The organism is Streptomyces sp. SID5910 (genome assembly GCF_009862125.1).
In the GTDB taxonomy this organism is placed as follows: domain Bacteria; phylum Actinomycetota; class Actinomycetes; order Streptomycetales; family Streptomycetaceae; genus Streptomyces.
Genome location: NZ_WWHX01000166.1, coordinates 1 through 23,144 on the forward strand (window position 1 = coordinate 1; position 23,144 = coordinate 23,144).

Here is a 23,144-nt window from a genome sequence, read left to right on the forward strand (position 1 = left end):
CGGCCAGCGTGGGCCCCGGAACGTAGGCGGTGGCCAGCCAGGGAGCCTGCGCCTCGGGATCGGCGTCCACCACGGGCGCTGTGTGGAAACCGCCCACCAGACGGGCGGCGGCGACCTCGGCGCGGAAACGCTGACGGAAATGCGGATCGGCCGCGAGCTCCGGCCGCGCCACCTTCACGGCCACCGCACGCCCACCGCGCGACCGCGCCAGATACACGGTGCCCATCCCACCGGCGCCCAGCTCCCGCTCCACGGCATACGCGCCAATGCGCTCCGGCATACCCACCCGCCCACCCCGTACGTCACGCGCCGCCCACAGCACCGCTCGGTATCGCCGCGCACCAGTATGACCGCACCGGCAACCCCGGGCCCCTGACCGCACCGCACCCACGAGCGCCCGGCGCCGAGTCTGAGCCGCGACGCCTTGTAGGGAAGCGGTGCCCGCCGTGCGGGCTCGGCTCCGGCTCAGCGCGCAGTCCGCTCACGTGGTGCTGTCCGCCGGGGCGATGCGGGCGAGTGCGCCGATCTCCAGCGCGGTCCACAGCGCGCCGTCGGGGCCGACGGTGATGCCGTGGGGTTCGGAGCGGGGGGTGGGCAGGTCGTGGACGGTGAGGGAGCCGTCGGGGGTGATCGCGCCGACGCGGTTGCCTCCCCATTCGGTGAACCACGCGGTGCCCTGTCCGTCGACGGTGACGGCGTGCGGCCGGGCGGTGCGGTCGGGCAGCGGGAACTCGGTGATCCGCCCGTCGGGGGTGATCCGTCCGATCTGCCCGGCGGCGATCTCGACGAACCACAGCGCGCCGTCGTGGCCTGCCGCGATCCCGACCGGCGCCGCCGCCTCCGTCGGCAGGGGATGGAGGGCGACGGCGCCGTCCATGCCGATCCGCCCGATGGCGTTGGCCTGGTTGAGGGTGAACCACATTCCGCCGTCGCCGCCGACGGTGATCGCGGAGGGGAACGCGCCCGTGACGGGGAGCGGGAACTCGGTGACCCGGCCGTCGACGGTGATGCGGCCGATGCGGTCGGCGGCGGTCTCGGTGAACCACAGCGCGCCGTCGGGTCCCGCCGCGATGCCGAACGGCCCGCAGCCGGGCGTGGGCAGGCCGAACTCGTCGATCACGCCGTCGGTGGTGATCCGCCCGATCCGGTCCGCCTTGTACTCGGTGAACCACAGTGCGCCGTCGGGGCCGGGGGCGATGACGGTCGGCCCGCTGTCGGGGGCGAGGTGGTGGCTCGTCGGCTCCTGGCCGGGGACGAGGCGCCCGATCCGGCCGCTGTGGACGAGGGTGAACCACAGGGCGCCGTCCGGTCCCGTGGTGAGGGCGTAGGGTCCGGCGGCGGGGTCGGCCACCGCGTGCTCTTCGACGGACACCTGGGGCACATGGTTCAAAGGGACTTGTCCCATCCGTGTTCGGTGGCGATACGGGCGATGTCGACCGGTGTTCCGGCCATGATGGTCCGGGAGTGCTCGGTGACGAGGTCTGCGGGCCAGTCCCACCAGGCGGCACGCAACAGCCGCGCGATATCGGCGTCGCCGAAGCGCTGCCGGATCGGTCGGGCCGGGTTGCCACCGACGATCGTGTACGGCGGGACGTCGGCGGTGACCACGGCGCCGGCCGCGACGATGGCGCCGTCGCCGATCCGTACGCCGGGCATGACGGTCGCCCCGTAGCCGAACCAGACGTCGTTGCCGACGACCGTGTCGCCACGGCTGGGCATGGCGGTGACGATGTCCAGGGTCTTCTCGGCCCAGCGGCCGCCGAACATGGTGAACGGGTAGGTGGACACCCCTGTCATCGGATGCTCGGCGCCGGCCATCAGGAAACGGGTCCCCGTGGCGAGCGCGCAGTACCTGCCAATGACCAGGCGCTCGGGTCCGTAGGCGTAGAGGACGTTGCGGCGCTCGAACTCCGTGGCGCCGTCGGGATCGTCGTAGTACGTGTACTCGCCCACGGTGATGTTCGGCGAGGTGATCAGGGGCTTGAGGAACACCACCCGGTCGTGCGCGGGCAGGGGGCGAAGGGTGGCCGGATCAGGTGACAAAGAGCTACTCCTAGGGAGGGGGGCGACCGGGCTGTCGGCGGACGCCTCGTCCAAGGCGGTGACCGCGTGGCCTCCGCGGCGCGGAACTCACCGACCGTGGTCCGGTCCCGGACGCGGTACCGGGGCGCTGCGGAACCTCACCGCATCGCGAGGCACTCCGCAGGGGGGTGCGGCCCTCGGGGCACGCGGTTACGAGGTCCAGCCGCCGTACGGCACGGTGATGAGTTCCATGGCGTGACCCGCCGGGTCCATGAAGTACACGCCGTGGCCACCGTCGTTGTGATTGACCGTGCCGGGCTGCTTCCGGTGGGGGTCGGCGTAGTGCTCGATGCCGCGCTCTCTGATCTGCGCGTACGCCGCTTCGAACTCCTCCTCGGAGACCAAGAAGGCGTAGTGCTGAGGGGTGATGCTGTCCGCGGGGACGGTGGCGAAGTCCAGCGTGACGCCGTTGCTCAGGCCGACCGCGATGAACGGACCCCACTCGGCGGTGATCTCAAGATTGAGAAGGCCCGCGAAGAACTCAGCGGACTCCCGGTTGTCCCGGGCATGGACGATCGTGTGGTTCAACTCGACTGACAAGGAATGCCTCCGAAGGCATGTCCCGACACCTCCATGCCTCACCCAGCCGGTGACCGACACGCGATGTTGCCGTAGACCATATCTCCATCTACTCAGTGGATCCAGGGAAGTTGATGCGGCCTGCGGCTGCACCGGCGGAGGCGAGGAAGCGCTGGGTTCACTGACCCAGCCCTTCGCGCAAGAGCGGATGACGGGAATCGAACCCGCGCCATAGGCCTGGGTGGCGTCTCCTCGTCGGTCACCGGCTCAGTCGCCGATCCGTGTGAGGGCCCTCGGGCCGAGATGATCGGCGATGAGGCTCAGCGCGGCCTTGACCTCGTTCAGTCGTTCCGGGTCCTCCAGTGCGCGCGTGAGGACGTCGTCGATGTCCGCGGAGCGTACTTCGGCGACGCGGGGAGAGACGTCCGGGGCGGGGCTGATGAGGGTGCGGCGGCGGTCGGACGGGTCGGTGTGGGTCTCGACCGCCCCTGCCTCGCGCAGGCGTGCGACGCACGCCGAGACCTTGCTCTGGGGGAAGCCGGTCCGCGCGGCGACGTCCTTGACGGGTGTGCCCGGGTGCGCCTTGATGTCGGCCGCGACGATGATCACCGACTGTGCGCTCGTCCCGTGGGCGCCGATGCCCTCGGTGGGGATGGCGGCCTCGCCGAGCTTCATGAGTGTGCGGCCCAGCAGGGCCAGATCCATGCCGTTCACGCGGCCAAGGTACATCAGTATTGATACATCAGGCTTGATGTATCAATACTGATGAAATAGCGTGGGCTCCACACCTGGCGAAGGAAGGACCTCTCATGACGACCGGCCTGCTGCACGTCGACGGCGCGACCGTCCACTTCGAGCAGCGCGGCGACGGCCCGCTCCTGTTCATCTCGCAGAGCGGCGAGGGCGACGCCCGCCGTACCACCGATCTCGTCGACGCCCTGACCGACGACTTCACGGTCCTGACCTACGACCGCCGCGGCCTGTCCCGCAGCGTGCTCGATGACCCCGAGCGGCCCGTCACCATGGCCGACCACGCCGACGACGCCCACCGGCTCCTCGCGCACGTCGCCGACGGCCCGGCGCTCATGCTCGGTTGCAGCTTCGGCGCCGTCATCGGCCTGCACCTGGCGGCCCACCACGGCGAGCAGCTCGACACCCTGATCGCCCACGAACCCGTCGCCCCCTGGCTGCTCGACTCGGAAGCCGACGCCCACCGTCGCGAACTGGCCGAGCTACAGGAGCTGTTCGCCACGGGCGGGCTGACCGCCGCCCTGCCGGCCATCGCGGCGTCCCTCGGCATCGACCCGGCCAACGCCGACACCGAACCCGATCTGACCCCGCAGCCGATGGACGAACAGCGCCGAACCAACTTCGCCCACTTCATCACCACCGAGTTCACGGCCCTGCGCGCCGACCCCGGCTGCCGCGACCACCTCGCCACCACCACGACCCGCATCCTGCCGGCCGCCGGACGCACCACACCTGCGACGGTCTTCGACCACCAGGCCGCCCACCGCCTGGGCGCCGTGCTCGACCGGCCGGTCCTCACTCTCCCCGGCGGGCACAACGGCAACACCACCCACCCCCGGGCCTGGGCGGCCCAGCTCCGTACCACCCTGCACACGCACTGACCGCGGCAGTTCCCCCCGCCGCGCTCGCTGTGATTGCCGCAGGGCGCGCTGACGCGAGTAGGCCCCGACGGTAGCCGGGGCCCGTTTTCACTCGCTCCTCGCACTCCCTAGCCGCAGGCACAGCCCGCGGCGCTCGGCGCCTCCTCGGCGGTCTGGCCGGTGCAGCAGCCGTCGCCGGTGGCGTGGGGGTCGGCGCTCTTGCCGAGGGTGTCGGCGTCGGCCTTCACGACGTAGACCTCCCAGGGCTCCTTGCCGGGGCCGTGTACCCACACCTTGTCCTGGAGGGCGTAGCAGCAGGACGTGTCGTTCTCCTCGAAGGTGGCCAGGCCGGCGTCCTTGAGCCGGGTCGTGGCTGCGGTGACCTGGTCGGTGGACTCGACCTCGACGCCGAGGTGGTCCAGTCGGGTCTCCTCGCCGGGCTCGCCCTCGATGAGGACGAGCTTGAGCGGGGGCTCGGTGATGGCGAAGTTGGCGTAGCCCTCGCGCCGCTTGGCCGGGTCGGTGCCGAACAGCTTCGAGTAGAAGGTGATCGACGCTTCCAGGTCACTGACACGCAGGGCGAGCTGAGCGCGGGACATGGCAGGGCTCCCATCCGGTTGTTTCGATGTCCGTCGATGCAACATTGCGCCCTGAATCGAAGAGTGTCAACATAGAGGAATGCCGAATCAAGACGCGCTGGTACTGGGCCGGACCGACGAGTCGGGGGCCTGCTGCGCCGGCCTGTTGACCGCTCCTCTGGACGAGGGCCAGGCCGTGGAGCTGGCGAAGGTGTTCAAGGCGCTGGGTGACCCGGTGCGCCTGCGCCTGCTGTCGATGATCGCCTCCCGGGCGGGCGGTGAGGTGTGTGTCTGTGACCTGACCCCGGCCTTCGACCTGTCCCAGCCGACGATCTCGCACCACCTGAAGCTGCTGCGGCAGGCCGGACTCATCGACTGCGAACGGCGCGGCACGTGGGTCTACTACTGGCTGGTCCCGGAGATGACCGACCGACTGGCGAGCATCCTGACCCGCCCCGCGGGGGAGCCTCTGCCCGACCGCACCGCGGCCGGAGCTGCTTCGTGAGCAGTGCTGCTCCTGAGCAGAAGGTGGCGGCGCGTCTGTCGTTCGTGGACCGCTACCTCGCCGTCTGGATCCTTGCCGCCATGGCTGCCGGGCTGGCCCTGGGCCGCTTGGTGCCGGGCCTGGGTGACACGTTGGCCAAGGTGACCGTGACGGGGGTGTCCCTGCCGATCGCCTTGGGCCTGCTCGTGATGATGTACCCGGTGCTGGCCAAGGTCCGCTACGACCGCCTCGACACCGTCACCCGTGACCGACGCCTGTTGCTGCCGTCTCTGCTGCTCAACTGGATCATCGGCCCGGCGCTCATGTTCGCCCTGGCCTGGCTGCTCCTGCCGGACCTGCCCGCCTACCGCACCGGCCTGATCATCGTCGGTCTGGCGCGCTGCATCGCCATGGTCGTCATCTGGAACGACCTCGCCTGTGGCCACCGTGAGGCCGCCGCCGTCCTGGTCGCCCTGAACTCCGTCTTCCAGGTCATCGCCTTCTCCGCGCTCGGCTGGTTCTACCTCTCCGTCCTGCCCGGCCGGCTCGGCCTCGAACAAACCGGCTTGGACGTCTCAGTGTGGGAGATCGCCCGCAGCGTGCTCATCTTCCTCGGCATCCCGCTCGCAGCCGGCTACCTCACCCGCCGCATCGGCGAGAAGACCAAGGGCCGCACCTGGTACGAGGCCAAGCTCGTCCCGCGTATCGGCCCCTTCGCCCTGTACGGCCTGCTCTTCACGATCGTCATCCTCTTCGCCCTGCAAGGCGACGCCATCACCTCGCAGCCCCTCGACGTCGCCCGCATCGCCCTGCCACTGCTGGTCTACTTCGCGATCATGTGGGCCGGATCGATGTTCCTGGGACGTGTGGTCGGCCTGGACTACCCACGCGCGGCGACGCTGGCCTTCACCGCTGCGGGCAACAACTTCGAACTGGCCATTGCGGTCGCCATCGCCACTTTCGGTGCCTCCTCCGGCCAGGCCCTCGCCGGCGTCGTGGGTCCCCTCATCGAGGTGCCCGTACTGATCGGTCTCGTGTACGTCGCCCTGCACGCGCGCCGCTACTTCACCGCACCGGCCGCCACCCCCGCACCCCAGGAAGACACCGCCCATGCCTGACACCGCCGCCTCGTCCGTGCTGTTCGTCTGCGTCCACAACGCCGGACGCTCGCAGATGGCCGCCGCCTTCATCACCCACCTCGCGGGCAACCGCGTCCAGGTCCGCTCCGCCGGCTCCGCTCCCGCCGACACCGTCAACCCGGCCGTCGTCGAGGCCATGGCGGAGGTGGGCATCGACATCGCCGCCGAGGCACCCAAGGTGCTCACGACCGACGCCGTCCAGGCGTCCGACGTCGTGATCACGATGGGCTGCGGTGACACCTGCCCCGTCTTCCCCGGTAAGCGCTACCTCGACTGGGAGCTCCCTGACCCGGCCGGGAAAGGGGTCGAAGCGGTCCGCCCGATCCGCGACGAGATCGAAAAGCGCATCCGCGGCCTGGTCGACGAGATCGCCCCGGCGAGCCGAGCATGAGCACAGCCAACGGACACCGCATCACGGCGATGGCCACCGAGCACGCCGGCCAAGTCCTGACGATCTACCAACTCGGCATCGACGAAGGCAACGCCACCTTCGAGACCACCGCTCCCAGCTGGGAAACGTTCGACACGACCAAGCTGCCGGAACACCGGTACGTCGCTCTCGACGCCACGGGCCGGGTCCTCGGCTGGGTCGCCGCCGTACCGGTCTCCGACCGATGCGCGTACGCCGGCGTCATCGAGCACTCGGTGTACGTCCACCCCGACGCACGCGGCCACGGCATCGGCACCGCACTCCTCCGCGAGCTGATCAGGTCCACCGAGGCCACCGGGATCTGGACCATCCAATCCGGCATCTTCCCCGAGAACACCGCCAGCCTCGCCGTTCATCAGAAGGCGGGCTTTCGCACCGTCGGCACGCGCGAACGCATCGGCCAACACCACGGCGTATGGCGCGACGTCGTACTGATCGAACGCCGAAGCCAGGCTGTCTGACCAGCGATCCGCGGTTCGCCTTCCGTCGTGTGAGCCCGGCCCGGATGCCCGCCAACTGGATCGCCGAGGCCCGGAGCGGTGTCACCGCGCGTCGGCCGTACGCCTACAGCGGCCAGGATCGACCCACAATGCCCATGCTCGCGGAGAGCACCACGCACGCGGCTTCACGCGGTTGTCCGTGGACGAGGAGGTTCACCGCCTTCACGGCCGGTACGGCGTGGACTACCCCGAGTGGGAGCGACCCGTCGTCGCCGCGATCCGCCAGAGGCTCGTCAAGGAGCTTCAGGCCGGTAACGACGTCGTCCTGGACCACGGGCTGTGGCGCCGCAGCGAGCGTGACAGCTGGCGGCAGGCCGCCCGCGTGGTGGGCGGCCACCCCCTTGTCGTCCACCTCCCCGCCGACCGCGACGAGCTGCCGCGTCGCCTGACCGAACGCAACCGGCGCGAGGACGCCAACGCCCTCACCGTCACCCCCGAAGCCCTCGACGACTTCTTCGCCCGCTTCGACATCCCGACCGAGGACGAGGACGTGATCGTCCACACCGGCAGCATCGATGTCCTGTTGGCCATGCTCACCTCCGAGCGCCAGAGCTGAGGGCACTTCGCGGCGTCTGGGCGAACCCGCGCAGCGAAATGGCCCGGGTCGATGACCTGGGCCATCTTCACGAAGTCCGATCTCGCAGCAACGGTAAGGGCCGCCACTGACAGCGACCGGGGTCGCGTTAGGGTCCGGGGCATACGACGTTCCGCGAGGTGACCCCAGCCAGCGCAGGGCCATGTTCGAAGGGGCCTGGCTGGCCCTGGGCCACAGCGCCCATGGTGACCTTGAGGCCGCCTGCGAGGTCGGCCAGATCGTCACCGACCGCCTCGACCTCGTGCGCTCGCCACGCAGCGCGGCCCTGCTCCACCAGCTCGCAGCGGACCTGCGCCGCCGACAGCGCAACGCCCACGTGCGCAGCTTCCTGCCGACCCTGGAGCACGCCCTCGCTGAGCACGCCCCGTCGACGTCACCCGGCCGTTAGGGTCAGGATCATGGCCGCAGGGGACCGTGTTGTCGTTGTCGGGGCTGGGGTGGCAGGGCTCACCACCGCCGTCGTTCTCGCCGAGGCCGGAGCCTCGGTGCACGTGATCGCCGAGCAGGTGCCGGGCGTCACGTCGCTGGCGGCCGGGGCGATGTGGGGGCCGTACCTGGTCGAGCCGAAGGACAAGGTCGAGCAGTGGGGACAACGGTCGCTGGACATCTTCCGTAGGCTGGCCGAGGATCCGGACACGGGCGTCCGGCTCACCAGCGGCATCGAGGCATCCCGCACAGCCGAGACCGCGCCGGACTGGGCCACGACGCTGCCGGGTTTCCGCCCGTGTGAGCCTGCCGAACTCCCGGACGGGTTCACGTCGGGTTACCGGTTCACCGTGCCACTGATCGACATGCCCAGCTACCTCGACTACCTCCTGAGCCGATTCCGAAATGCCGGGGGTCTGGTCGAGCATCGACGGCTGACTTCGCTCTCGGATGCCGCTCCGGCGTCGGTGATCGTCAACTGTGCGGGCCTCGGCGCACGCGACCTCGTTCCGGACCCCGACCTTCGGCCCATCCGTGGCCAGCACGTCGTCGTCACGAACCCCGGGCTGACCGAGTTCTTCTCCGAGGACACCGGCCTCTCCCCGGACCTCCTGTGCTTCTACCCCCACGGCGACACCGTCGTCCTGGGCGGCACGGCCATCGACGGTGAGGGTGGCCTAGCCCCCGACGGCACGGCGGCGGCCAGCATCCTCGCCCGCTGTGCTGAGGTCGAGCCCCGACTCACCCAGACCCGTGTCCTGGAGCACCGCATCGGCGCTCGACCGACCCGCGCCAAGGTCCGTGTGGAGGAAGAGACGCGCGAGGACGGCACCGTGGTCGTGCACAACTACGGGCACGGGGGCGCTGGGGTCACGCTGTCGTGGGGGTGCGCCGAGGAAGCTCGAAGCCTGCTTTCGGTCAAATGACCTACGGAGCGGGGCCGCGTTCCCCGGTGTTCCTCGCTGTTCCCCGCCCGATCTGGTGCGGTTGTGGTGCGCGCACTTGTCATCCACGGTCCGCGCCACCTACCGCTTCTGTGCCCTGTAGCGCTTCATCAGCGCAGTGATCCGTGCATGATCCGCCTTGCCGTTGAGCTCGGCCACGAGATCGTCAGGACACAACTCGTAGAGATCCCCCCACCATCTACGTCCCCGGTTGTCCCAGATTCGGTAACCACCCGGAACGCCCCGGGCGACGTAGCGTCTCTCGCTCACAGCCCCCCGTTCCCGGCACAACCTCGTGCCGTCTGTCAGCGAGTCACCCCGACGCGCGACCATACGCGGACTGCGGCCAGCCGGCCAGGCAGTGCCCAGCTGCTGACCCACACGCTTGCCAACTGTGATGGTGGGCCCGGGCGGAGCCGTTCGCCTGCGTTCATGCTCGGCCCACCAAGTCCGACGTAGGCGTACGTGTAGTCGTCCTTCCGGCCTTCCTTCGCGTGGGCTTGGAGCGGCATCTCTTCTGGTTCGCCGAGAAGGGGCCCGATGGGTTGCTCTTCGTGGCAGAGAAGGGCGAGGCGGCCGGCCTCCCGGACGTGCTGAACATGCGGTCGCCCACCGGTCTGGACAACAAGAAACCCCCGGGCCGATGACCTGGGGGCTTCGCGTGGAGCGGGTGACGAGAATCGAACTCGCGCTCTCAGCTTGGGAAGCTGATGTTCTACCATTAAACTACACCCGCGTAATCCGCCGACCGGAGTCGGTGCTGGACGCGCGCTCACTCTACCTCATCGTCGGCCCCCGGTGTTTTCGCCGTGGGGCCTGACGGGGTTTCAGGGGCGGGAAGCGGCTGCGGGTGGGTCGGGTCGGGGCGTACGGTGGGGGCCGTTCCCGGGGGTGTTCGGGAGGGCGGAGTGCCGCCTGGAGCGTCGTCTCTTTGATCCCGTAATGTGGCTTTCGTCGTCAGGGTAGTTCGCCAGACGCGGCTCTTGGGGAAGGGACTTGAAGGACTTGATGGATCGCACCGTCCTCCGCTGTGCCGATGGGCACGTTTTCACCGCCGCCTCGTTCCCGATGCAGCAGGCCGAGCGGCTCGGCCCCGGCCGGCTCGTCCGATGTCCGCGCTGTGCGCGGCTGCGGAGTGCCGTGCCGGTGGTGTCGGAGAAGCGGTAGCCGGCCCCCGGGCACGGAGACCACGGAAGCAGAGAGCACAGCAGTACCTGGCGCGCGGCGCGGCGGCGGTTGTCGCTGCTCCGCGCGCCTTGCGTATCCTCGGTGCGTGCTTCTCTCAGACAAGGACATCCGGGCCGAGATCGATTCCGGGCGGGTGCGCATCGATCCCTTCGACGACTCCATGGTGCAGCCGTCGAGCATCGACGTGCGCCTCGACCGCTACTTCCGGGTGTTCGAGAATCACCGGTACCCGCACATCGACCCCTCCGTCGAGCAGGTGGATCTGACCCGGCTCGTGGAGCCGGAGGGGGACGAGCCGTTCATCCTGCACCCCGGCGAGTTCGTGCTGGCCAGCACGTACGAGGTGGTCTCACTGCCCGACGACCTGGCCTCGCGGCTGGAGGGCAAGAGCTCCCTCGGGCGGCTCGGCCTGGTCACCCACTCCACCGCCGGGTTCATCGACCCCGGGTTCTCCGGGCACGTGACGCTGGAGCTCAGCAATCTGGCGACCCTGCCGATCAAGCTGTGGCCCGGGATGAAGATCGGGCAGCTCTGCCTGTTCCGGCTCACCTCGCCGGCCGACCATCCGTACGGCAGCGAGCGGTACGGGTCGCGGTACCAGGGGCAGCGGGGGCCGACCGCCTCCCGGTCCTTCATCAACTTCCATCGGACCCAGGTATGAGCAGGACGCGCGCATGAGTGAAGTACGGGAGAACCTGACCTACGAGCAGTTCGGCGTCGCCGTCCGCGAGCTCGCGCAGGCCGTCGCCGACGACGGGTACGAGCCGGACATAGTGCTGTCCATCGCCCGGGGCGGGGTCTTCGTGGCCGGCGGGCTGGCGTACGCGCTGGACTGCAAGAACATCCACCTGGTGAACGTCGAGTTCTACACCGGCGTCGGCACCACGCTCGAGATGCCGGTCATGCTCGCGCCCGTGCCCAACGTCATCGACTTCTCCCGCAAGAAGGTCCTGATCACCGACGACGTCGCCGACACCGGCAAGACGCTCAAGCTGGTGCGGGACTTCTGCCTCGACACGGTCGCCGAGGTGCGCAGCGCGGTGATCTATGAGAAGTCCCACTCGCTCGTCCAGTGCGAGTACGTGTGGAAGCGGACGGATGACTGGATCAACTTCCCGTGGAGTGTCTTGCCTCCAGTACATAAGTCGGGGGAAGAGGCAAAGCCAAACAAGGAAGCTCTCTGACCTGGCCTCTAAGCTGCGCAAGCCCGGGGAGGGGAACGCGTGTCGGATACAACTGACTGGTTGAGCGCTGCGGGGGGCATCGTCGGCGCCATTGGTGGGCCGGCTGGGATGTGGGCAGCGTGGAACCAGTACAGGAATGAGAGGAGGCGCCGGTCCGCACCTCCAGCTGAGGTAACTGAGTGCTTGCTCAAGATGATCCACATCGCACACCAAGCAGTATTGGCCTACAAGGACGAAGCTTGGTTCAGTGGTTCCGGAGGAAGGGAAGCTGCCCAGCGGCTCCGAGAGCTTGCTCCCCTGGTGCGTGACGAGGGGATCGCGTCAGATCTGGGTTCAGTAGACAGCTACTACTTCTTGACCGCCCGCGCTGTAACTCGCGACGACATGTCTGCTACCCAAGTAGCTGAGCGAGTTCAAGATCAGCGCGAGATGGCCAAGACGCTGAAGCTACGTGCTGAGCGCGCCCTTGAAGCGGTACAGCGGGTGTCCTAGAGCGAGCTTGGGGCTGGGGCCTAGGGCTGGCCTTGTCCGTATCAGGTCGATCGCGGGGAGCCGGCGACATCAACGAACTAGGCTCCGCACATGGGTTCAGTTCCGTCGGGAACCGTGGCTGATCGCCCGTGTCCGCCTCTGTTGGTGTCAGCTGATGATGTCAGCTGACGCGGCCCTGACAGCTGCCGACGACAGACCGCGGACTGCTGCATAGTGATCAAGCATGAGGTAGCAGGCTAGCGTCGGAGCACTTGTAGCCGTTCCCTTCGGGCCAGATGATCACTTGCCCAGCAGCCTTGACCAGGTCCTTGAGGTCCGGTCGGGGATTGCTTGGCACGAGAATGGCTCGGTACTTGGCGTCTACGAACCGGTTGTAGTCGATGAGCTGACCAAGGGCCATGCGTACGTTCTCCCTGGTCACACTGCCCTTGGCCTCGATGAGGAGATCCAGGTCCGGCACGTATAGGTCTGTGAGAAGGGGACGTGTCTCGTCACCAGGAGGCAAGATGCGCTGTCTATTCACGCGGTATCCCTTCGCGCGCAGGTACGCGCTGAAGTCCAGCACCAGCTTGCTCTCACGTCGCTCCGCCTCATAGGGATCACGGTTCGGGTCGACGAACGTCTTCTCAGTCTCAAGTCGCTCGATGTCGATCTCGGTGACCGTCTCATGCTGCTCCGCGAGCAGCCGGCCCAGCTTCGTGCCGGGGTGCTGCGCTGGCGTGTCCAGCGGTCGAAGCTTGAACACGATGACCTTGCGAAGCGGGCCACCTCCGGTCTCCGGAGCATCTGCTTCGTACCAGTCCTCAGCGGTGAAGCGACCGAGGTAGGCCACGCTGCCTCGGGCTCCTTGGAAGACCCTGAGGGCTCGCCCCTCAGCTTCGTGGTTCAGGATGCTGGCGTTACCGGAGAGCATGCGCTGGTCGCCGTACTGGCCTTCCCCGCTGTAGTGGAAGAAGCCGTCGGGCATCCAGCCGTCGTAGTACCCGTGCTTCTCGCCGGCGACCGGGTCCGTAAAGATCATCACGTTGGGCGTCTTGGCTGATGGGCCGATGCCGCCCTGTGTCCGGCCACCGTACTTGGTGTGCAGTTGCTTGCGCTCGATCACATCACCTGGTTCGAGGTCCCACTCGATGGCCTCGCGCTCCGCGGAGCTCACCTCCGTCACGCTCGCTCTCTCCTCCTCAGTCAGCCGCGCTACTACGGCCGATCGTAGTGTAGCCTGTGCGAGACGCATGGGAATCGGACATCCGAATCTGATGCTGGATTTCAGCATCAGATTCGGACATGGGATGGGGAGTAGCTGCGAACCACCATCAGCAAACTTTGAAAAGGAATTAATTAGCTCGCGCTGCGCTCCAATTCGTCCGCTCACTGACGCGCCGTCATGGGCGGGGCTAGGCGGGTATGCTGGCGCCGTCTCACTCCTTACCGATCACGGCTCTCGACGCAGCGCGGTCGAGGGACCCGGTTCCCGGGGCCACCACTCAGGTGAGGAGAAGAGAGATGGAAAAGCGAGAGCCTGAGGAGCGGGAAGAGGCCCGCGATCATGGAAGGGACCCGCGGTGGTTCCGGCTCCTGGTCGCGACTCTGACAGCTGTGGCGGCTGTCGCCACCTGTGTGGAGCAGTTGGCACGGCTTTAGGGCCGTGCGTTGAAGTGGTGCCGGAAGATGGACGGACCGCAGCGAAGCGGGTCCGACCGTTGTCAACTCGGCCGGACCCGCTTCAATATCTCCATGCACGAGCCCGGTTCCGGTCTTGCACACCGGGGCCGGGCCTCCGTGCTGGAGGTCTAATTGGCGATCTCGGTTGCATCTCTCGTATCAACTAACTCAGATCCGCGAATGCAACACTTCATGCATTGCCACTATAGCTCTCCCAGCCAGTGTCAGCTCTAGCTGGATCTAGCGGTATCTCTCGGTTTCCAGTGGTTCAGGCAACTACAGTCCTGAGCGCTTGGTACCGCCGTTGTCCACGGGGTAGTGCGTATCCGCAACAGTGCGACTGCGCTGACCTGCTGCTTTGCTGGCTCCTCAGCCCACCACTCACCCCAGCTCCCATCCCGTCCGCCGTCGACCCACACACCGTGGAGCGGGCGTGGTTCAGGGCGTCCAGGTGGAGCGCGCCACTGTACGAACGACCTGGACGCCCTGGGCCGCGTCTGCTCGGCTTTGCCTGGGTCGACGGTGGTCGGGATGGGAGCACCCCACGCACGCCCCAACGTGCCGGCGGTCGGCGACGGCGCCCCCTCCATCCCGGTGCCGGCCGATCCCCCGCCGGAGGCATCGTCTTTGACCGCGGGCCGCTCTATGCGGTGATCGACTCATGGCTTCCGGCCCTATCCACATGTGGGCGCGCGTCGGCGCAGCGCGGGCGGAGCGGGCCGAAGGCAGGAGCGTCGCCCGGAGCGGAGCCGGGAAGCGCGCCCGGCGGAGCGGAGCGCAGCCGGGGCTTGATGAGGTAGAGAAACCTGTAACAGCTCAGGTCCGCAATGGTTCAGGGTTCGGCGTCTCGTCGGTGAGACCATGTTCGGCTGGGCGGGTAGGGCGCTGGGCAAGCCAGCCAGATACTCGCGGTCCACCGTTGACGGCGTTGCCTTCGAGGACGGTCCGCACGTGCTGGAAGCCTTCGTCCAGGTAGTACCGCTGTAGGCGCTCGTTGGTGGTCCATGCATCGAGTCGTAGCCACTTCGCGCCAGCGCGGTACGCGCGATCGCCAGCCCAGTCGATAAGCCTGCTTCCAAGCTTGCGTCCGGAGTACTCGCGCGAGACCGTCAGCTTGTTGACGAACATCGAGGATTCACCAAGCTCCTCGATACTCCACAGCCCCTCCTCTGCCTCGGGCGTGAGCGTGATGGTGCCGGCGGTACGCCCCCCATCCTTCAGCATGAAGACTGTCCCGGCCTCAATGGTCGCCAAGAGGCGGTCTGCCGGATAGGGGCGGCTCCACTGGTCACTGCCAAGCTTGCTGATCCACTCCGCCGCTTCCTTCCGGAAGTCGAGCAGCTGGTCGAGGTCGGCGGGGGTAGCGCTGGTGATTCTCACTTGGCGTCGTTCTCATTCCGGGCGGACAGGTCGCCGATCTCGTAATTCATGCGGTTCAGGTCGCCGCGGAAGGTTGTCACCGTGCACCGGACGGGGCGTTCGGTCGTGTAGCCCGTGCGTGTCCAGAGCAGCACGGGGACACCAGGGCCGATCTCCAAGAGGCGGGCTTCCTCTGGAGTGGGCATCCGGGTTGAGATCTCGTCCGCGTAGCCCACCTGCTCGATACCCCGGCCTGCCAGGTAGCGGGTGGTGCCCTCGTCGATGTCGCCCGGTTCGGCGAGACGCGGAGCCTCCTGGATCAGCCAATCCGGGTAGTGGGTGGCCTGTGTCGACCACGGCACGTCATCTACGAAGCGATGGCAGAACCTCAGGACGGACCGGGACCCGGCCTCTACCTTCAGTCGTTCGGCGATGTACTCCGGGGTGGGCGTCATCTCCACCCGGAACGTCTGGTGAGGTCGGCGGCCGGCGTTCATCACGTCGGTTGAGTAGGCGTCGCCGTTCTGCGGAAAGGTCAGATTCTCGAACCGCGAGGCGTTCAGCTCGAAGACCTCGTGTTTCCGGACCTCGTAGCCCAGCCCCTGGCTAGAGGTGACAAGCCCCTGGCTGACCAACAAGCTCAGCCCTGATCGGACGGTGTTCCGGGAAGCGTCGAACCGCGTGGCCAGTTCCGCCTCGGACGGCAGCCGGTCCCCAGGGGCGTACGTGCCGTTGTCGATCTCACGACGCAGTGCGTCGGCCACCTGCTGGTACTTCGGCTGCTTGCTCATGCTCCCATCATGACGCACTCGCTCAACTTGTCGGTACATGTTCGCGCGAAGTGCTTGACGTCTCACTTCCCGTGGGTCAGTCTCTAGGTGTCAGCTTGTACCAACAAGCTGAGCAAGAGGTCCAAGGGGCCTAACTCTGATCTGCTCTGGAGTGAGCTATGCCGTCGTTCAAGATTGACCTCTCCACCGCCGTCGTGTTCGTGGCAACCGCGCCGGAACCGAAGATGGCCAACAAGAAGACCGGTGAGCGGGCCATGGACCGGGACAACCCGAGCCTGGGGCTGTCCACGGTGGGCCTGCTGGTCTCGGACGAGGGGGAGGGGAACCTGTACCAGGTGACCATCCCGGAGACGGGCTACCCCGAGGGGCTGGCGCCGGGCATGCCGGTCACGGTGGTGGGGCTGAAGGCGCGGGACTGGGAGAACGAGTTCAACGGTCAGAAGCGGCACGGGATCTCGTTCCGTGCGGTCGCGATCACCCCGGCGGCCTGATCATGGCTGACCTGACAGTGTGGCTGGAGGCCACGGGAGCGTTAGCGGGCGCCGGCGGTGTCGGCTTCGCGAAGGCGCGGGCCCCGCGGGTGTACTGGTCGCTGGTGGGCATGCCGCTCGCCTGGGGCCGGTTCGCTCTCTCGTACCGGTCGACCATGGACGTGTGCGGGCTGACGGTCCAGCCGTCCGGCCTGCGGGCGTTCATGACCCGCAACGTCGCTCGCCGTGAGGTGCAGCCGGTACCGCCGAAGATCCGCCGGGTTCGTCCCACGTCGACCGGGCTGCGGGTCACGCTGCGGCTTCCGGCCGGCCTGGAGCCCGCCGACGTGATCGCCTCCTCCGAGCGGCTGCGGCACGCCTGGGGTGTGCACTCCGTGACCGTGGTGGAGACCAAGCCCGGGTTCGTGGAACTGCGCATGACCGGCTATGACGTGCTGCGCCGGGTGCGGATGCCGCGCACCGCCGTGCCGCACGATCTGGTGGTGCCGGTGGCGCTGCGGGAGGACGGGACCGCGTTCGAGCGGGACTACCGCAAAGCCCCGATGGCGCTGACGCTGGGCGCGAACCACTCGGGTAAGTCGATGTATCAGCGCAACCTGATCAAGGGTCTGGCTCAGTTGCCGGTGGCGCTGGTCGGCATCGACTGCAAGCGCGGGGTGGAACAGTCCGCGTTCGCGCCTCGGCTGTCGGCGCTGGTCACCAAGCCCGACGATGCCGCTTCCCTCCTGGCGGTCCTCGTGGCGGAGATGGAAGACCGCTTCGACCTGCTCAGCCTGCACGGTGTCTCCGACGTGTGGGAGCTGCCCGAGCGCCTGCGGCCGGTGCCGGTCGTCGTCCTGGTGGACGAGGTGGCAGAACTGTTCCTGATCTCGGCGAAGAAGGATGAGGAACGCCGCGAGCGGATCGTCACGGCGCTGATCCGGCTGGCGCAGATGGCCCGAGCGGTCGGGATCTACCTGGAGATCTGCGGGCAGCGGTTCGGCTCCGAGCTGGGCAAGGGCGCCACCATGCTCCGTGCCCAGCTCACCGGCCGCGTCGTGCACCGCGTCAACGACAAGCAGACCGCCGAAATGGGCCTGGCCGACGTGGCCCCGGACGCGGTCCCGGCCGCGGGCCTGATCCCGATGGAACGCCCTGGCACCGCTGTCGCGGTCGACTCGACGGGCGGCTGGTCGAAGATCCGTACCCCGCACACGACTCGCGCGGAAGTGGTCGACGCCTGCCGGGAGTTCGCCCACCTGGTCCCGGACTTCCCCGCCCTCGACCCGTTCCGGCCCCTCGTGCCCGCTGAGGTGCCGGCGGAGGGTCCTTCGCTGGTCAAGCCCCGCCCGGTCATCGACTGACCGCCGGGACCGGGCGGCCGGACCCCGCTTCCCGCCCGTCCCGGCCCAATCCCCCTCGAAGGGAGGTGCTCCATGTCCCGCTCGATCCGCGTCGACGCCGTGCTGGTCCAGGCCGTCATCGCCGGTGCGCTCTCCTTCGCTCACCTGCATGACCTGGCCGAAGCCGCTGGGCAGTCCGGCTGGAAGGCCTGGGCCTACCCGGTCTCCGTCGACCTGCTCCTGGTCGCCGCCTGGCGAAGGCTGCGCACGGCCCGCCGGGACCGCTCGGCCTGGACCTGGTTCGTCATCGCCCTGTTCGCCTCACTCGGCGCGAACATCGCGACCGCCGGACTCCTCGACCTGGCCCACGTGCCCGACTGGCTGCGCATCCTCGTCGCCGGCTGGCCCGCCCTGGCCTTCCTCGGCGGAACCCTGCTCGTCCACACCCCCGCCGACAAACCCACTCCTGCACAGCCTGTGAGCGACGAGCCCGCCGTGCCGGAAGTCGACGTCACGCGCGAGGACGTCCCCGCGCCCGTCCCGCCCACGGAACCTGCCGCGCCCGAGCTGGCACCGGCACCGCCGCAGCCCGCGCCCACCACGCCGGCGGTTCCCGCCGCGCTGCTGGACCACGCCCGCAAGCTCGCCGACGCCCACAAGGCGTCCACCGGCGCACCAATGCCCGCGGAAACCCTCTCCGCTCGCCTCGGCCTGCCTGCGCCAATGACCGACGCCATCGCTGCACAACTCCAGCTCACCTGACCAGGAAGGACAACCACCCATGACCGCCTACCGCCGCTTCCGCGACCGCATCCGGATCGGCCCCGTACAGGTCGGCACCTACTACGACGGACGCGGCCGGGAGATGCACACCGCCGCCTGCACCGCCCCCCGTTGCGGCTTCTCCGCCGACTACCACGACCGCTCCGCCGCCGAACTCGCCGCCCGCACCCACCGCTGCCACGCCTGACGGGACACCGCGTCATGGACGTTCCGCTCTGGCTCGCCCTGCTCACCGTCGGGTGGCTCGGCGTCAAGCTCATCCGCCCGCCCTGGTGGCTGGTGGCCGTGCTCCTCCTCGGCGGCTACCTCCTCGCCGACAGCCTCCTGTCCCCGGTCATCGCCACCGCCGTCAAGTAACCCGCGAAAGGAGATCCGCCCATGTTCCGCCCCAAGCTCCCGACCATGCCCCAGCCCACGGGCCTGGTCACCCCGCCCACCGTGGTCGAACCGACCAGCATCACGCCGGGCACCCCGGCACCGCCGCCGGCCACCCCCGCCCCTGCCCCGTCCTCGGCCTCGGCCCGGCCCACGATCCAGCTCACGCCCGGCACCACGCTCGCCCTCGTCGGCGGCGGCACCGCCGTGGTCCTGGTCGTCGGCGCGGTCCTGGTCTCCATGCTCCTGGCCGTGGCCGTCACCGGCGTCTCCGTCGCCCTGGTCGCCGTCGTCCTGCGCCTGCTCATCAACGACATGCACAAGGGACGGTGAACCCGTGGAAACCGTGATCGCCGCCGCCTTACCCGCCCTCGGCTGGGCCCTCCACGGCAGCCTCCTCCTGCGCCGCCTGGCCACCGCCCGCCGCGACCCGCTCACCGGCCTGCACACCCGCGCCGGATTCACCGCACGCGCCGAACACCTGCTCGCCAAGCACCCGACCGCGCTCGTCGCCCTGATCGACCTGGACGACTTCAAGGCCATCAACGACACGCACGGCCACGCCGCCGGTGACGCCGTCCTCACCGCGACCGCCCGCCGGCTGCGCGACTGGTGTGCCGGCCACGGCATCGCCGCCCGCCTCGGCGGAGACGAGTTCGCCGCCATCGTCACGAACCCCGCCCGCACCCCCGGAACGACCGCGCTGCAAGCCGCCCTCGGCCGGCCTGTCGCCTTCGACGGCCACCTTCTGCCGGTCTCCGCCTCGGTCGGCCTCTGCCACCGCACCGACCTGCCCGTCCCCGCCCTCACCGACGCGCTGTCCGCAGCTGACGCCGGGATGTACGCGGCCAAGGGCCACGGAAGGCGCAACGTCCACAACTGAACGGCCCCCGGAGCGGCCTCGGTCGCCAAACTTCCGCCGCTCCGGGCGCCTGCACCCAATCCAGATCCAACGGACCCGAAAGGGAAGCCCCATCATGCCCCAGCACGTCCAGAACACGCCCGTCTGCCGCGACTGCGACGGCTTCGCCACCGCCGCCATCACCACCGGCACCCGCAACGACGACGGCACCCGCGCCACCTTCCGCGTGACCTGCTCGACCTGCCAGGGCACCGGGCACACCGCACGTCCCGCCGCCCTGACCCGGATCGGGCGGTGACCGGGATGGGACTCCTGAACTGGAAGTCCGGCCAGCACTACGACCACGGCGGCGACTGCCCTTGCACCCAGTGCGGCAAGCCCACCCCGCTGCGCTCGCACTCCGGTGAACCCGTCCACAAGGTCTGTGCCGAGGACTGGAACGACCGCAACCCGAAGGCACCTCGGCACGAGCACGAGGGTTACGACCTGGGCACCCAGCGGTTCCACTCCGACCCCCCGCGCAGGAGCCGCAAGGGCGGTGCTCGATGACCGACACCGCCACCATGGCGGGCCTGGACCCGGCCACCCTCGCCGACGTGCTGAGGCTGGCCGGGTCTCCCGGCTTCGACCGCATCCAAGACCAGATCCGCCGCACCGGCGGCTGCTCCGACCCCATTCACCTGCAAGGCTCCACCGTTACCCGCGACGCGGCTACTGGGCTGATGTTGCATTGTTATTCGACCGAGACCGAACCCGGCGGACGGCTCCGCGTCGCCTGCGGGAACCGCCGGGCCTCCCGCTGTCCGTCCTGCGCCTGGACGTACGCCGGCGACACCTACCACCTGATCCGCGCCGGCCTCGTCGGCGACCCCGCCAAGGGCACCCCGGAGACGATCCGGGACCACCCGCGGGTGTTCGCCACCCTCACCGCACCGTCGTTCGGCCCGGTCCACAACAGGCCCGGCAACCGGCCTTGCCGCTGCGGCACCCACCACACCGAGGACGCCCCGGAGCTGGGCACCCCGCTCGACCCCGATACGTACGACTACGAGGGCGCGGTGCTGTGGAACAACCACGCCTCCGACCTGTGGCGCTACTTCACGATCTACCTGCGCCGTGAGATCGCCAAGCGCGCCGGACTCACGCAGAAGGACGCGAAGGAGCAGTCCCGGGTGTCCTTCGGCAAGGTCGCCGAGTACCAGAAGCGCGGCGCCGTCCACTTCCATGCTGTGATCCGCTTCGACGGTCCCGGCGGGCCCGACGATCCCCCGCCGGCCTGGGCCACCCTCGACCTGCTCACCGACTCCATACATGCCGCCGCCGCTCGGGTGGAAGTCGACGTCCCCCCGTCTGGGGACCAGCCGGCCCGCACCCTGCGCTGGGGCACGCAGGTCGACGTACGCCCCATCCGGGCCTTCGGCGACGGCGAGGACATCACCGAACAGGCCGTCGCCTCGTACGTCGCCAAGTACGCCACCAAAGCGGCCGAGACCACCGGCACGGTCGACCGCCGGATCGGCAGCAAGGAAGCCCTGGTCCTGCTCGGCGTCGCCGACCACCCGGCCCGGCTCATCGCGGCGTGCCTGGACCTGCACGCGCTCTACCCGGACCGCAAGCTACGCAACTGGGCCCACATGCTCGGTTTCCGCGGCCACTTCTCCACCAAGTCCCGGAGCTACTCCACCACCCTCGGCGCTCTCCGCCAGACCCGCGCCGACTACCGCGCCGCCCAGCAACGCGCCGCCCTCGGCCTGCCCGACGACGAGGAAGCAACCACGCTCACCCTCGCCCACTGGACCTACGCCGGCCACGGACATACCCCCGGCGAATCCTGGCTCGCCGCCAACATCCGCCGCGACATCCAGCACAACCGCGAGATCGCCCGCGAGGAGCTGACAGGAGGTGTGCTCGATGAGCACGAACGTTAAGGAGCGGCAGCCCCGTAAGGACGCGACGGAGCGGAAGGTCATGACGACAGAGGAGTGGATACAGATGCACCTCCGCCGGGCGCCCGAGCGGGACGAGGAGTGGATACGCCGGGCGCTGATGTTGCAGGGGCGGGTCTGAGTCAGTGCCAGACCGGTTCGATCAAGTTGGGATCGAACTTGCGACGCCCTCGGCCGGCCGGATGGATGAGGACAGCCGAGAGACTGTGCAACACGATCTCCTGTTGGCGCTCGATGGGTAGCCCGAAGAACTCCTCGACCGTCAGGTTTGTCGTCTGGCCCTTTACCTTCGCCTGCTTCTGCTCCTTGTAGAAGCGGGCTCTCTCCAACTTCAGCCCGTCCCGCGCCCGCTCCTTCGTCGGCAGGAGCTGCAAGAGTGTGGCCACGGTGATCTGCTTAGTCCGCTCGGCCTCGACCAGTTGAGCGATGTCCTGGGTGATCTGATCCAACTCGGCTTCCTTTGGCCATCGCTGGTCGATCGGTGCACCGGTCACCGACGCTCTCGCGCGCTGCTCCTCCAACACGAGTTGAGCTATCAGCCGGTCGACGGGCTCTCCGGTACGACCGACCTTGCCGCAGCCGCCGTTCACCACAGAGCACTGGTACGTGAACCTGGTGGCCTTTGACTCCGGTGTCCAGCGCTGGTTGATCTGCCCTCGGATCTTGGCCTTGCACAGTCCGCAGCGGGCGATCCCGGACAGCAGGTACTTACGGGCTAGCGACGCTCCGGGACGCTTCTGCTTCCGCTCTTCGACCGCTGCGCGCACGGCTTCCCACTCTTCGAGCGTGTTGATCGGCTCCCACTCGCCGATGACCGGCTGGCCATCCTCTCCGTAAAGGATTTCGCCGTGATAGGTCCGGTAGCCGACCAACCTGGGGGTGGTCAGGATGTGCTCGACGTGGTGGTGGGCCATGCGCTTGGTGCCCTCGCGGGGGTTGCCCAAGCCTTGTTCCTGCCATCTCGTGCGGATGGTGCCGATGCGGACGCCGGCCAGGATCTCGCGCTGTGCCTCGCGGATCGCCTTCGCTGCCTCCGGGCCGACCTTGGTCCGGTCGTCCTTCCGCCATCCGTAGGGCGCCGGTCCGCCGCTGTCCTTGCCCTGCTGGGCTAGCTCCAGGTGCTTTCGCTTGATGCGGCGTGATGCATCGTGCGAGGACTTGTTGGCGAAGGCGACCATGATGCGGGCCATGGTGCGTCCGTCCGGCGTCCCGATGTTGATGTCATTGGTGACGGTGGCGAACTCCAGCCGCGGGCGCTCGTCGTAGATCTCGATGAGGCGTTCCAGGTCCCTTGGCTGTCGGGCGAGCCGGTCGAGGTCGTAGGCCACGATGCCGTCGATCAGGCCGGCACGGAGGTCCTTCAGCATCAGCTCGAACTCGTA

The 23,144-nt window shown here is 68.6% G+C and carries 32 protein-coding genes, 1 tRNA gene and 2 pseudogenes; 23 read left to right on the top strand and 12 right to left on the bottom strand.

All coding sequences use genetic code 11. The features are described from left to right. From GTW67_RS05885 to GTW67_RS05905, 5 genes and pseudogenes are all read right to left on the bottom strand, one after another. A pseudogene (locus GTW67_RS05885) lies at positions 1 to 280 on the bottom strand (serine/threonine-protein kinase); the annotation flags it as partial. Positions 281 to 481: 201 nt separating this feature from the next. Next, positions 482 to 1,405, bottom strand: a complete 924-nt coding sequence (locus tag GTW67_RS05890) for a Vgb family protein (RefSeq protein WP_161163728.1) — start codon at positions 1,403 to 1,405, stop codon at positions 482 to 484. Continuing rightward, positions 1,387 to 2,043, bottom strand: a complete 657-nt coding sequence (locus tag GTW67_RS05895; RefSeq protein ID WP_161163729.1) for a CatB-related O-acetyltransferase — start codon at positions 2,041 to 2,043, stop codon at positions 1,387 to 1,389. The genes GTW67_RS05890 and GTW67_RS05895 overlap by 19 nt, the downstream gene beginning before the upstream one ends. Before the next feature lie 189 nt (positions 2,044 to 2,232). After that, complete coding sequence (locus GTW67_RS05900) at positions 2,233 to 2,622, bottom strand: VOC family protein (RefSeq protein WP_161163730.1); 390 nt, start codon at positions 2,620 to 2,622, stop codon at positions 2,233 to 2,235. A gap of 246 nt (positions 2,623 to 2,868) precedes the next feature. Beyond that, the gene (locus GTW67_RS05905; protein WP_237518692.1) at positions 2,869 to 3,306 is read right to left on the bottom strand and encodes a MarR family winged helix-turn-helix transcriptional regulator; all 438 of its coding nucleotides are present in this window, start codon (positions 3,304 to 3,306) and stop codon (positions 2,869 to 2,871) included. 104 nt (positions 3,307 to 3,410) lie between these two features. Here GTW67_RS05905 and GTW67_RS05910 point away from each other — a divergent pair, with 104 nt between their 5' ends. Further along, the gene (locus GTW67_RS05910) at positions 3,411 to 4,232 is read left to right on the top strand and encodes an alpha/beta fold hydrolase (RefSeq protein WP_161163731.1); all 822 of its coding nucleotides are present in this window, start codon (positions 3,411 to 3,413) and stop codon (positions 4,230 to 4,232) included. 107 nt (positions 4,233 to 4,339) lie between these two features. On the opposite strand, the gene GTW67_RS05915 is transcribed toward GTW67_RS05910, so the two are convergent. Beyond that, positions 4,340 to 4,810 (bottom strand): ArsI/CadI family heavy metal resistance metalloenzyme, encoded by a 471-nt coding sequence (locus tag GTW67_RS05915; RefSeq protein ID WP_161163732.1) that lies wholly within the window; start codon positions 4,808 to 4,810, stop codon positions 4,340 to 4,342. A 79-nt stretch (positions 4,811 to 4,889) separates the two neighbouring features. Between GTW67_RS05915 and GTW67_RS05920 the strand changes: the two genes are divergently transcribed. The 7 genes from GTW67_RS05920 to GTW67_RS05950 all read left to right on the top strand — a co-directional run bounded on the left by GTW67_RS05920 (position 4,890) and on the right by GTW67_RS05950 (position 9,289). Beyond that, positions 4,890 to 5,294, top strand: coding sequence for an ArsR/SmtB family transcription factor (locus tag GTW67_RS05920; protein ID WP_161163733.1), 405 nt, complete (start codon positions 4,890 to 4,892; stop codon positions 5,292 to 5,294). Continuing rightward, positions 5,291 to 6,391, top strand: a complete 1,101-nt coding sequence (arsB, locus tag GTW67_RS05925; protein ID WP_346010569.1) for an ACR3 family arsenite efflux transporter — start codon at positions 5,291 to 5,293, stop codon at positions 6,389 to 6,391. The genes GTW67_RS05920 and arsB overlap by 4 nt, the downstream gene beginning before the upstream one ends. Next, on the top strand, positions 6,384 to 6,803 hold the full coding sequence (locus tag GTW67_RS05930; RefSeq protein WP_161163734.1) for an arsenate reductase ArsC: 420 nt from the start codon (positions 6,384 to 6,386) through the stop codon (positions 6,801 to 6,803). Before arsB ends, GTW67_RS05930 begins: the two co-directional genes overlap by 8 nt. A gap of 29 nt (positions 6,804 to 6,832) precedes the next feature. Further along, complete coding sequence (locus tag GTW67_RS05935; protein ID WP_524539747.1) at positions 6,833 to 7,303, top strand: GNAT family N-acetyltransferase; 471 nt, start codon at positions 6,833 to 6,835, stop codon at positions 7,301 to 7,303. A 178-nt stretch (positions 7,304 to 7,481) separates the two neighbouring features. After that, positions 7,482 to 7,898: a P-loop nucleotide/nucleoside kinase family protein gene (locus tag GTW67_RS05940; RefSeq protein WP_346010570.1), complete on the top strand. Its 417-nt coding sequence runs from the start codon at positions 7,482 to 7,484 to the stop codon at positions 7,896 to 7,898. Positions 7,899 to 8,079: 181 nt separating this feature from the next. Then, positions 8,080 to 8,325: a hypothetical protein gene (locus tag GTW67_RS05945; protein ID WP_237518691.1), complete on the top strand. Its 246-nt coding sequence runs from the start codon at positions 8,080 to 8,082 to the stop codon at positions 8,323 to 8,325. 10 nt (positions 8,326 to 8,335) lie between these two features. Beyond that, on the top strand, positions 8,336 to 9,289 hold the full coding sequence (locus GTW67_RS05950) for an FAD-dependent oxidoreductase (protein WP_161163736.1): 954 nt from the start codon (positions 8,336 to 8,338) through the stop codon (positions 9,287 to 9,289). 99 nt (positions 9,290 to 9,388) lie between these two features. Here GTW67_RS05950 and GTW67_RS37485 read toward each other — a convergent pair whose 3' ends face one another. Next, positions 9,389 to 9,577 carry a hypothetical protein gene (locus GTW67_RS37485; protein WP_161163737.1) on the bottom strand — a complete coding sequence of 63 codons (189 nt, stop codon included), beginning with the start codon at positions 9,575 to 9,577 and terminating at the stop codon, positions 9,389 to 9,391. A 173-nt stretch (positions 9,578 to 9,750) separates the two neighbouring features. On the opposite strand from GTW67_RS37485, the pseudogene GTW67_RS05960 reads away from it, so the two are divergent. Continuing rightward, positions 9,751 to 9,879 (top strand): annotated as a pseudogene (locus tag GTW67_RS05960) (tyrosine-type recombinase/integrase); the annotation flags it as partial. Between the two features lie 90 nt (positions 9,880 to 9,969). Here GTW67_RS05960 and GTW67_RS05965 read toward each other — a convergent pair. Beyond that, positions 9,970 to 10,043 (bottom strand) — tRNA-Gly (locus tag GTW67_RS05965). Positions 10,044 to 10,580: 537 nt separating this feature from the next. Between GTW67_RS05965 and dcd the strand changes: the two genes are divergently transcribed. The 3 genes from dcd to GTW67_RS05980 all read left to right on the top strand — a co-directional run bounded on the left by dcd (position 10,581) and on the right by GTW67_RS05980 (position 12,171). Continuing rightward, complete coding sequence (dcd, locus tag GTW67_RS05970; RefSeq protein ID WP_161163738.1) at positions 10,581 to 11,156, top strand: dCTP deaminase; 576 nt, start codon at positions 10,581 to 10,583, stop codon at positions 11,154 to 11,156. Positions 11,157 to 11,169: 13 nt separating this feature from the next. Then, on the top strand, positions 11,170 to 11,679 hold the full coding sequence (locus tag GTW67_RS05975) for a phosphoribosyltransferase (RefSeq protein WP_161163739.1): 510 nt from the start codon (positions 11,170 to 11,172) through the stop codon (positions 11,677 to 11,679). 183 nt (positions 11,680 to 11,862) lie between these two features. Next, positions 11,863 to 12,171 (top strand): hypothetical protein, encoded by a 309-nt coding sequence (locus GTW67_RS05980; RefSeq protein ID WP_161163740.1) that lies wholly within the window; start codon positions 11,863 to 11,865, stop codon positions 12,169 to 12,171. A 217-nt stretch (positions 12,172 to 12,388) separates the two neighbouring features. On the opposite strand, the gene GTW67_RS05985 is transcribed toward GTW67_RS05980, so the two are convergent. The 3 genes from GTW67_RS05985 to GTW67_RS05995 all read right to left on the bottom strand — a co-directional run bounded on the left by GTW67_RS05985 (position 12,389) and on the right by GTW67_RS05995 (position 15,983). Then, the gene (locus tag GTW67_RS05985) at positions 12,389 to 13,336 is read right to left on the bottom strand and encodes an SRA domain-containing endonuclease (RefSeq protein ID WP_161163741.1); all 948 of its coding nucleotides are present in this window, start codon (positions 13,334 to 13,336) and stop codon (positions 12,389 to 12,391) included. Positions 13,337 to 14,649: 1,313 nt separating this feature from the next. Continuing rightward, a complete protein-coding gene (locus GTW67_RS05990) occupies positions 14,650 to 15,213 on the bottom strand; it encodes a GNAT family N-acetyltransferase (RefSeq protein ID WP_161163742.1) in 564 nt (187 codons plus the stop codon). Beyond that, on the bottom strand, positions 15,210 to 15,983 hold the full coding sequence (locus tag GTW67_RS05995) for a GntR family transcriptional regulator (protein ID WP_161163743.1): 774 nt from the start codon (positions 15,981 to 15,983) through the stop codon (positions 15,210 to 15,212). Before GTW67_RS05995 ends, GTW67_RS05990 begins: the two co-directional genes overlap by 4 nt. 158 nt (positions 15,984 to 16,141) lie before the next feature. Between GTW67_RS05995 and GTW67_RS06000 the strand changes: the two genes are divergently transcribed. The 11 genes from GTW67_RS06000 to GTW67_RS06050 all read left to right on the top strand — a co-directional run bounded on the left by GTW67_RS06000 (position 16,142) and on the right by GTW67_RS06050 (position 21,883). After that, on the top strand, positions 16,142 to 16,474 hold the full coding sequence (locus GTW67_RS06000; protein WP_161163744.1) for an SCO3933 family regulatory protein: 333 nt from the start codon (positions 16,142 to 16,144) through the stop codon (positions 16,472 to 16,474). Between the two features lie 2 nt (positions 16,475 to 16,476). Continuing rightward, entirely contained in the window at positions 16,477 to 17,817 is a 1,341-nt protein-coding gene (locus GTW67_RS06005) for an FtsK/SpoIIIE domain-containing protein (protein ID WP_161163745.1), read from the top strand. 72 nt (positions 17,818 to 17,889) lie between these two features. Continuing rightward, positions 17,890 to 18,558, top strand: a complete 669-nt coding sequence (locus GTW67_RS06010; RefSeq protein WP_161163746.1) for a DUF2637 domain-containing protein — start codon at positions 17,890 to 17,892, stop codon at positions 18,556 to 18,558. 19 nt (positions 18,559 to 18,577) lie between these two features. Next, positions 18,578 to 18,766: a mobile element transfer protein gene (locus tag GTW67_RS06015; protein WP_161163747.1), complete on the top strand. Its 189-nt coding sequence runs from the start codon at positions 18,578 to 18,580 to the stop codon at positions 18,764 to 18,766. Between the two features lie 14 nt (positions 18,767 to 18,780). Continuing rightward, positions 18,781 to 18,936, top strand: coding sequence for a DUF4175 domain-containing protein (locus tag GTW67_RS06020; RefSeq protein ID WP_161163748.1), 156 nt, complete (start codon positions 18,781 to 18,783; stop codon positions 18,934 to 18,936). Between the two features lie 21 nt (positions 18,937 to 18,957). Further along, positions 18,958 to 19,287, top strand: a complete 330-nt coding sequence (locus GTW67_RS06025; RefSeq protein WP_161163749.1) for a SpdD-like protein — start codon at positions 18,958 to 18,960, stop codon at positions 19,285 to 19,287. A gap of 4 nt (positions 19,288 to 19,291) precedes the next feature. Then, positions 19,292 to 19,837, top strand: a complete 546-nt coding sequence (locus tag GTW67_RS06030; RefSeq protein WP_161163750.1) for a diguanylate cyclase domain-containing protein — start codon at positions 19,292 to 19,294, stop codon at positions 19,835 to 19,837. 94 nt (positions 19,838 to 19,931) lie between these two features. Then, complete coding sequence (locus GTW67_RS06035) at positions 19,932 to 20,114, top strand: hypothetical protein (RefSeq protein WP_161163751.1); 183 nt, start codon at positions 19,932 to 19,934, stop codon at positions 20,112 to 20,114. 5 nt (positions 20,115 to 20,119) lie between these two features. After that, positions 20,120 to 20,365 carry a hypothetical protein gene (locus tag GTW67_RS06040; RefSeq protein ID WP_202436868.1) on the top strand — a complete coding sequence of 82 codons (246 nt, stop codon included), beginning with the start codon at positions 20,120 to 20,122 and terminating at the stop codon, positions 20,363 to 20,365. After that, positions 20,362 to 21,744 carry a replication initiator protein RepSA gene (gene repSA / locus GTW67_RS06045; RefSeq protein ID WP_161163753.1) on the top strand — a complete coding sequence of 461 codons (1,383 nt, stop codon included), beginning with the start codon at positions 20,362 to 20,364 and terminating at the stop codon, positions 21,742 to 21,744. The genes GTW67_RS06040 and repSA overlap by 4 nt, the downstream gene beginning before the upstream one ends. After that, a complete protein-coding gene (locus tag GTW67_RS06050) occupies positions 21,728 to 21,883 on the top strand; it encodes a hypothetical protein (protein ID WP_161163754.1) in 156 nt (51 codons plus the stop codon). Before repSA ends, GTW67_RS06050 begins: the two co-directional genes overlap by 17 nt. Position 21,884: 1 nt before the next feature. Here GTW67_RS06050 and GTW67_RS06055 read toward each other — a convergent pair. Beyond that, the coding region (locus GTW67_RS06055; protein WP_161163755.1) for a recombinase family protein at positions 21,885 to 23,144 on the bottom strand (1,260 nt) is incomplete at its 5' end.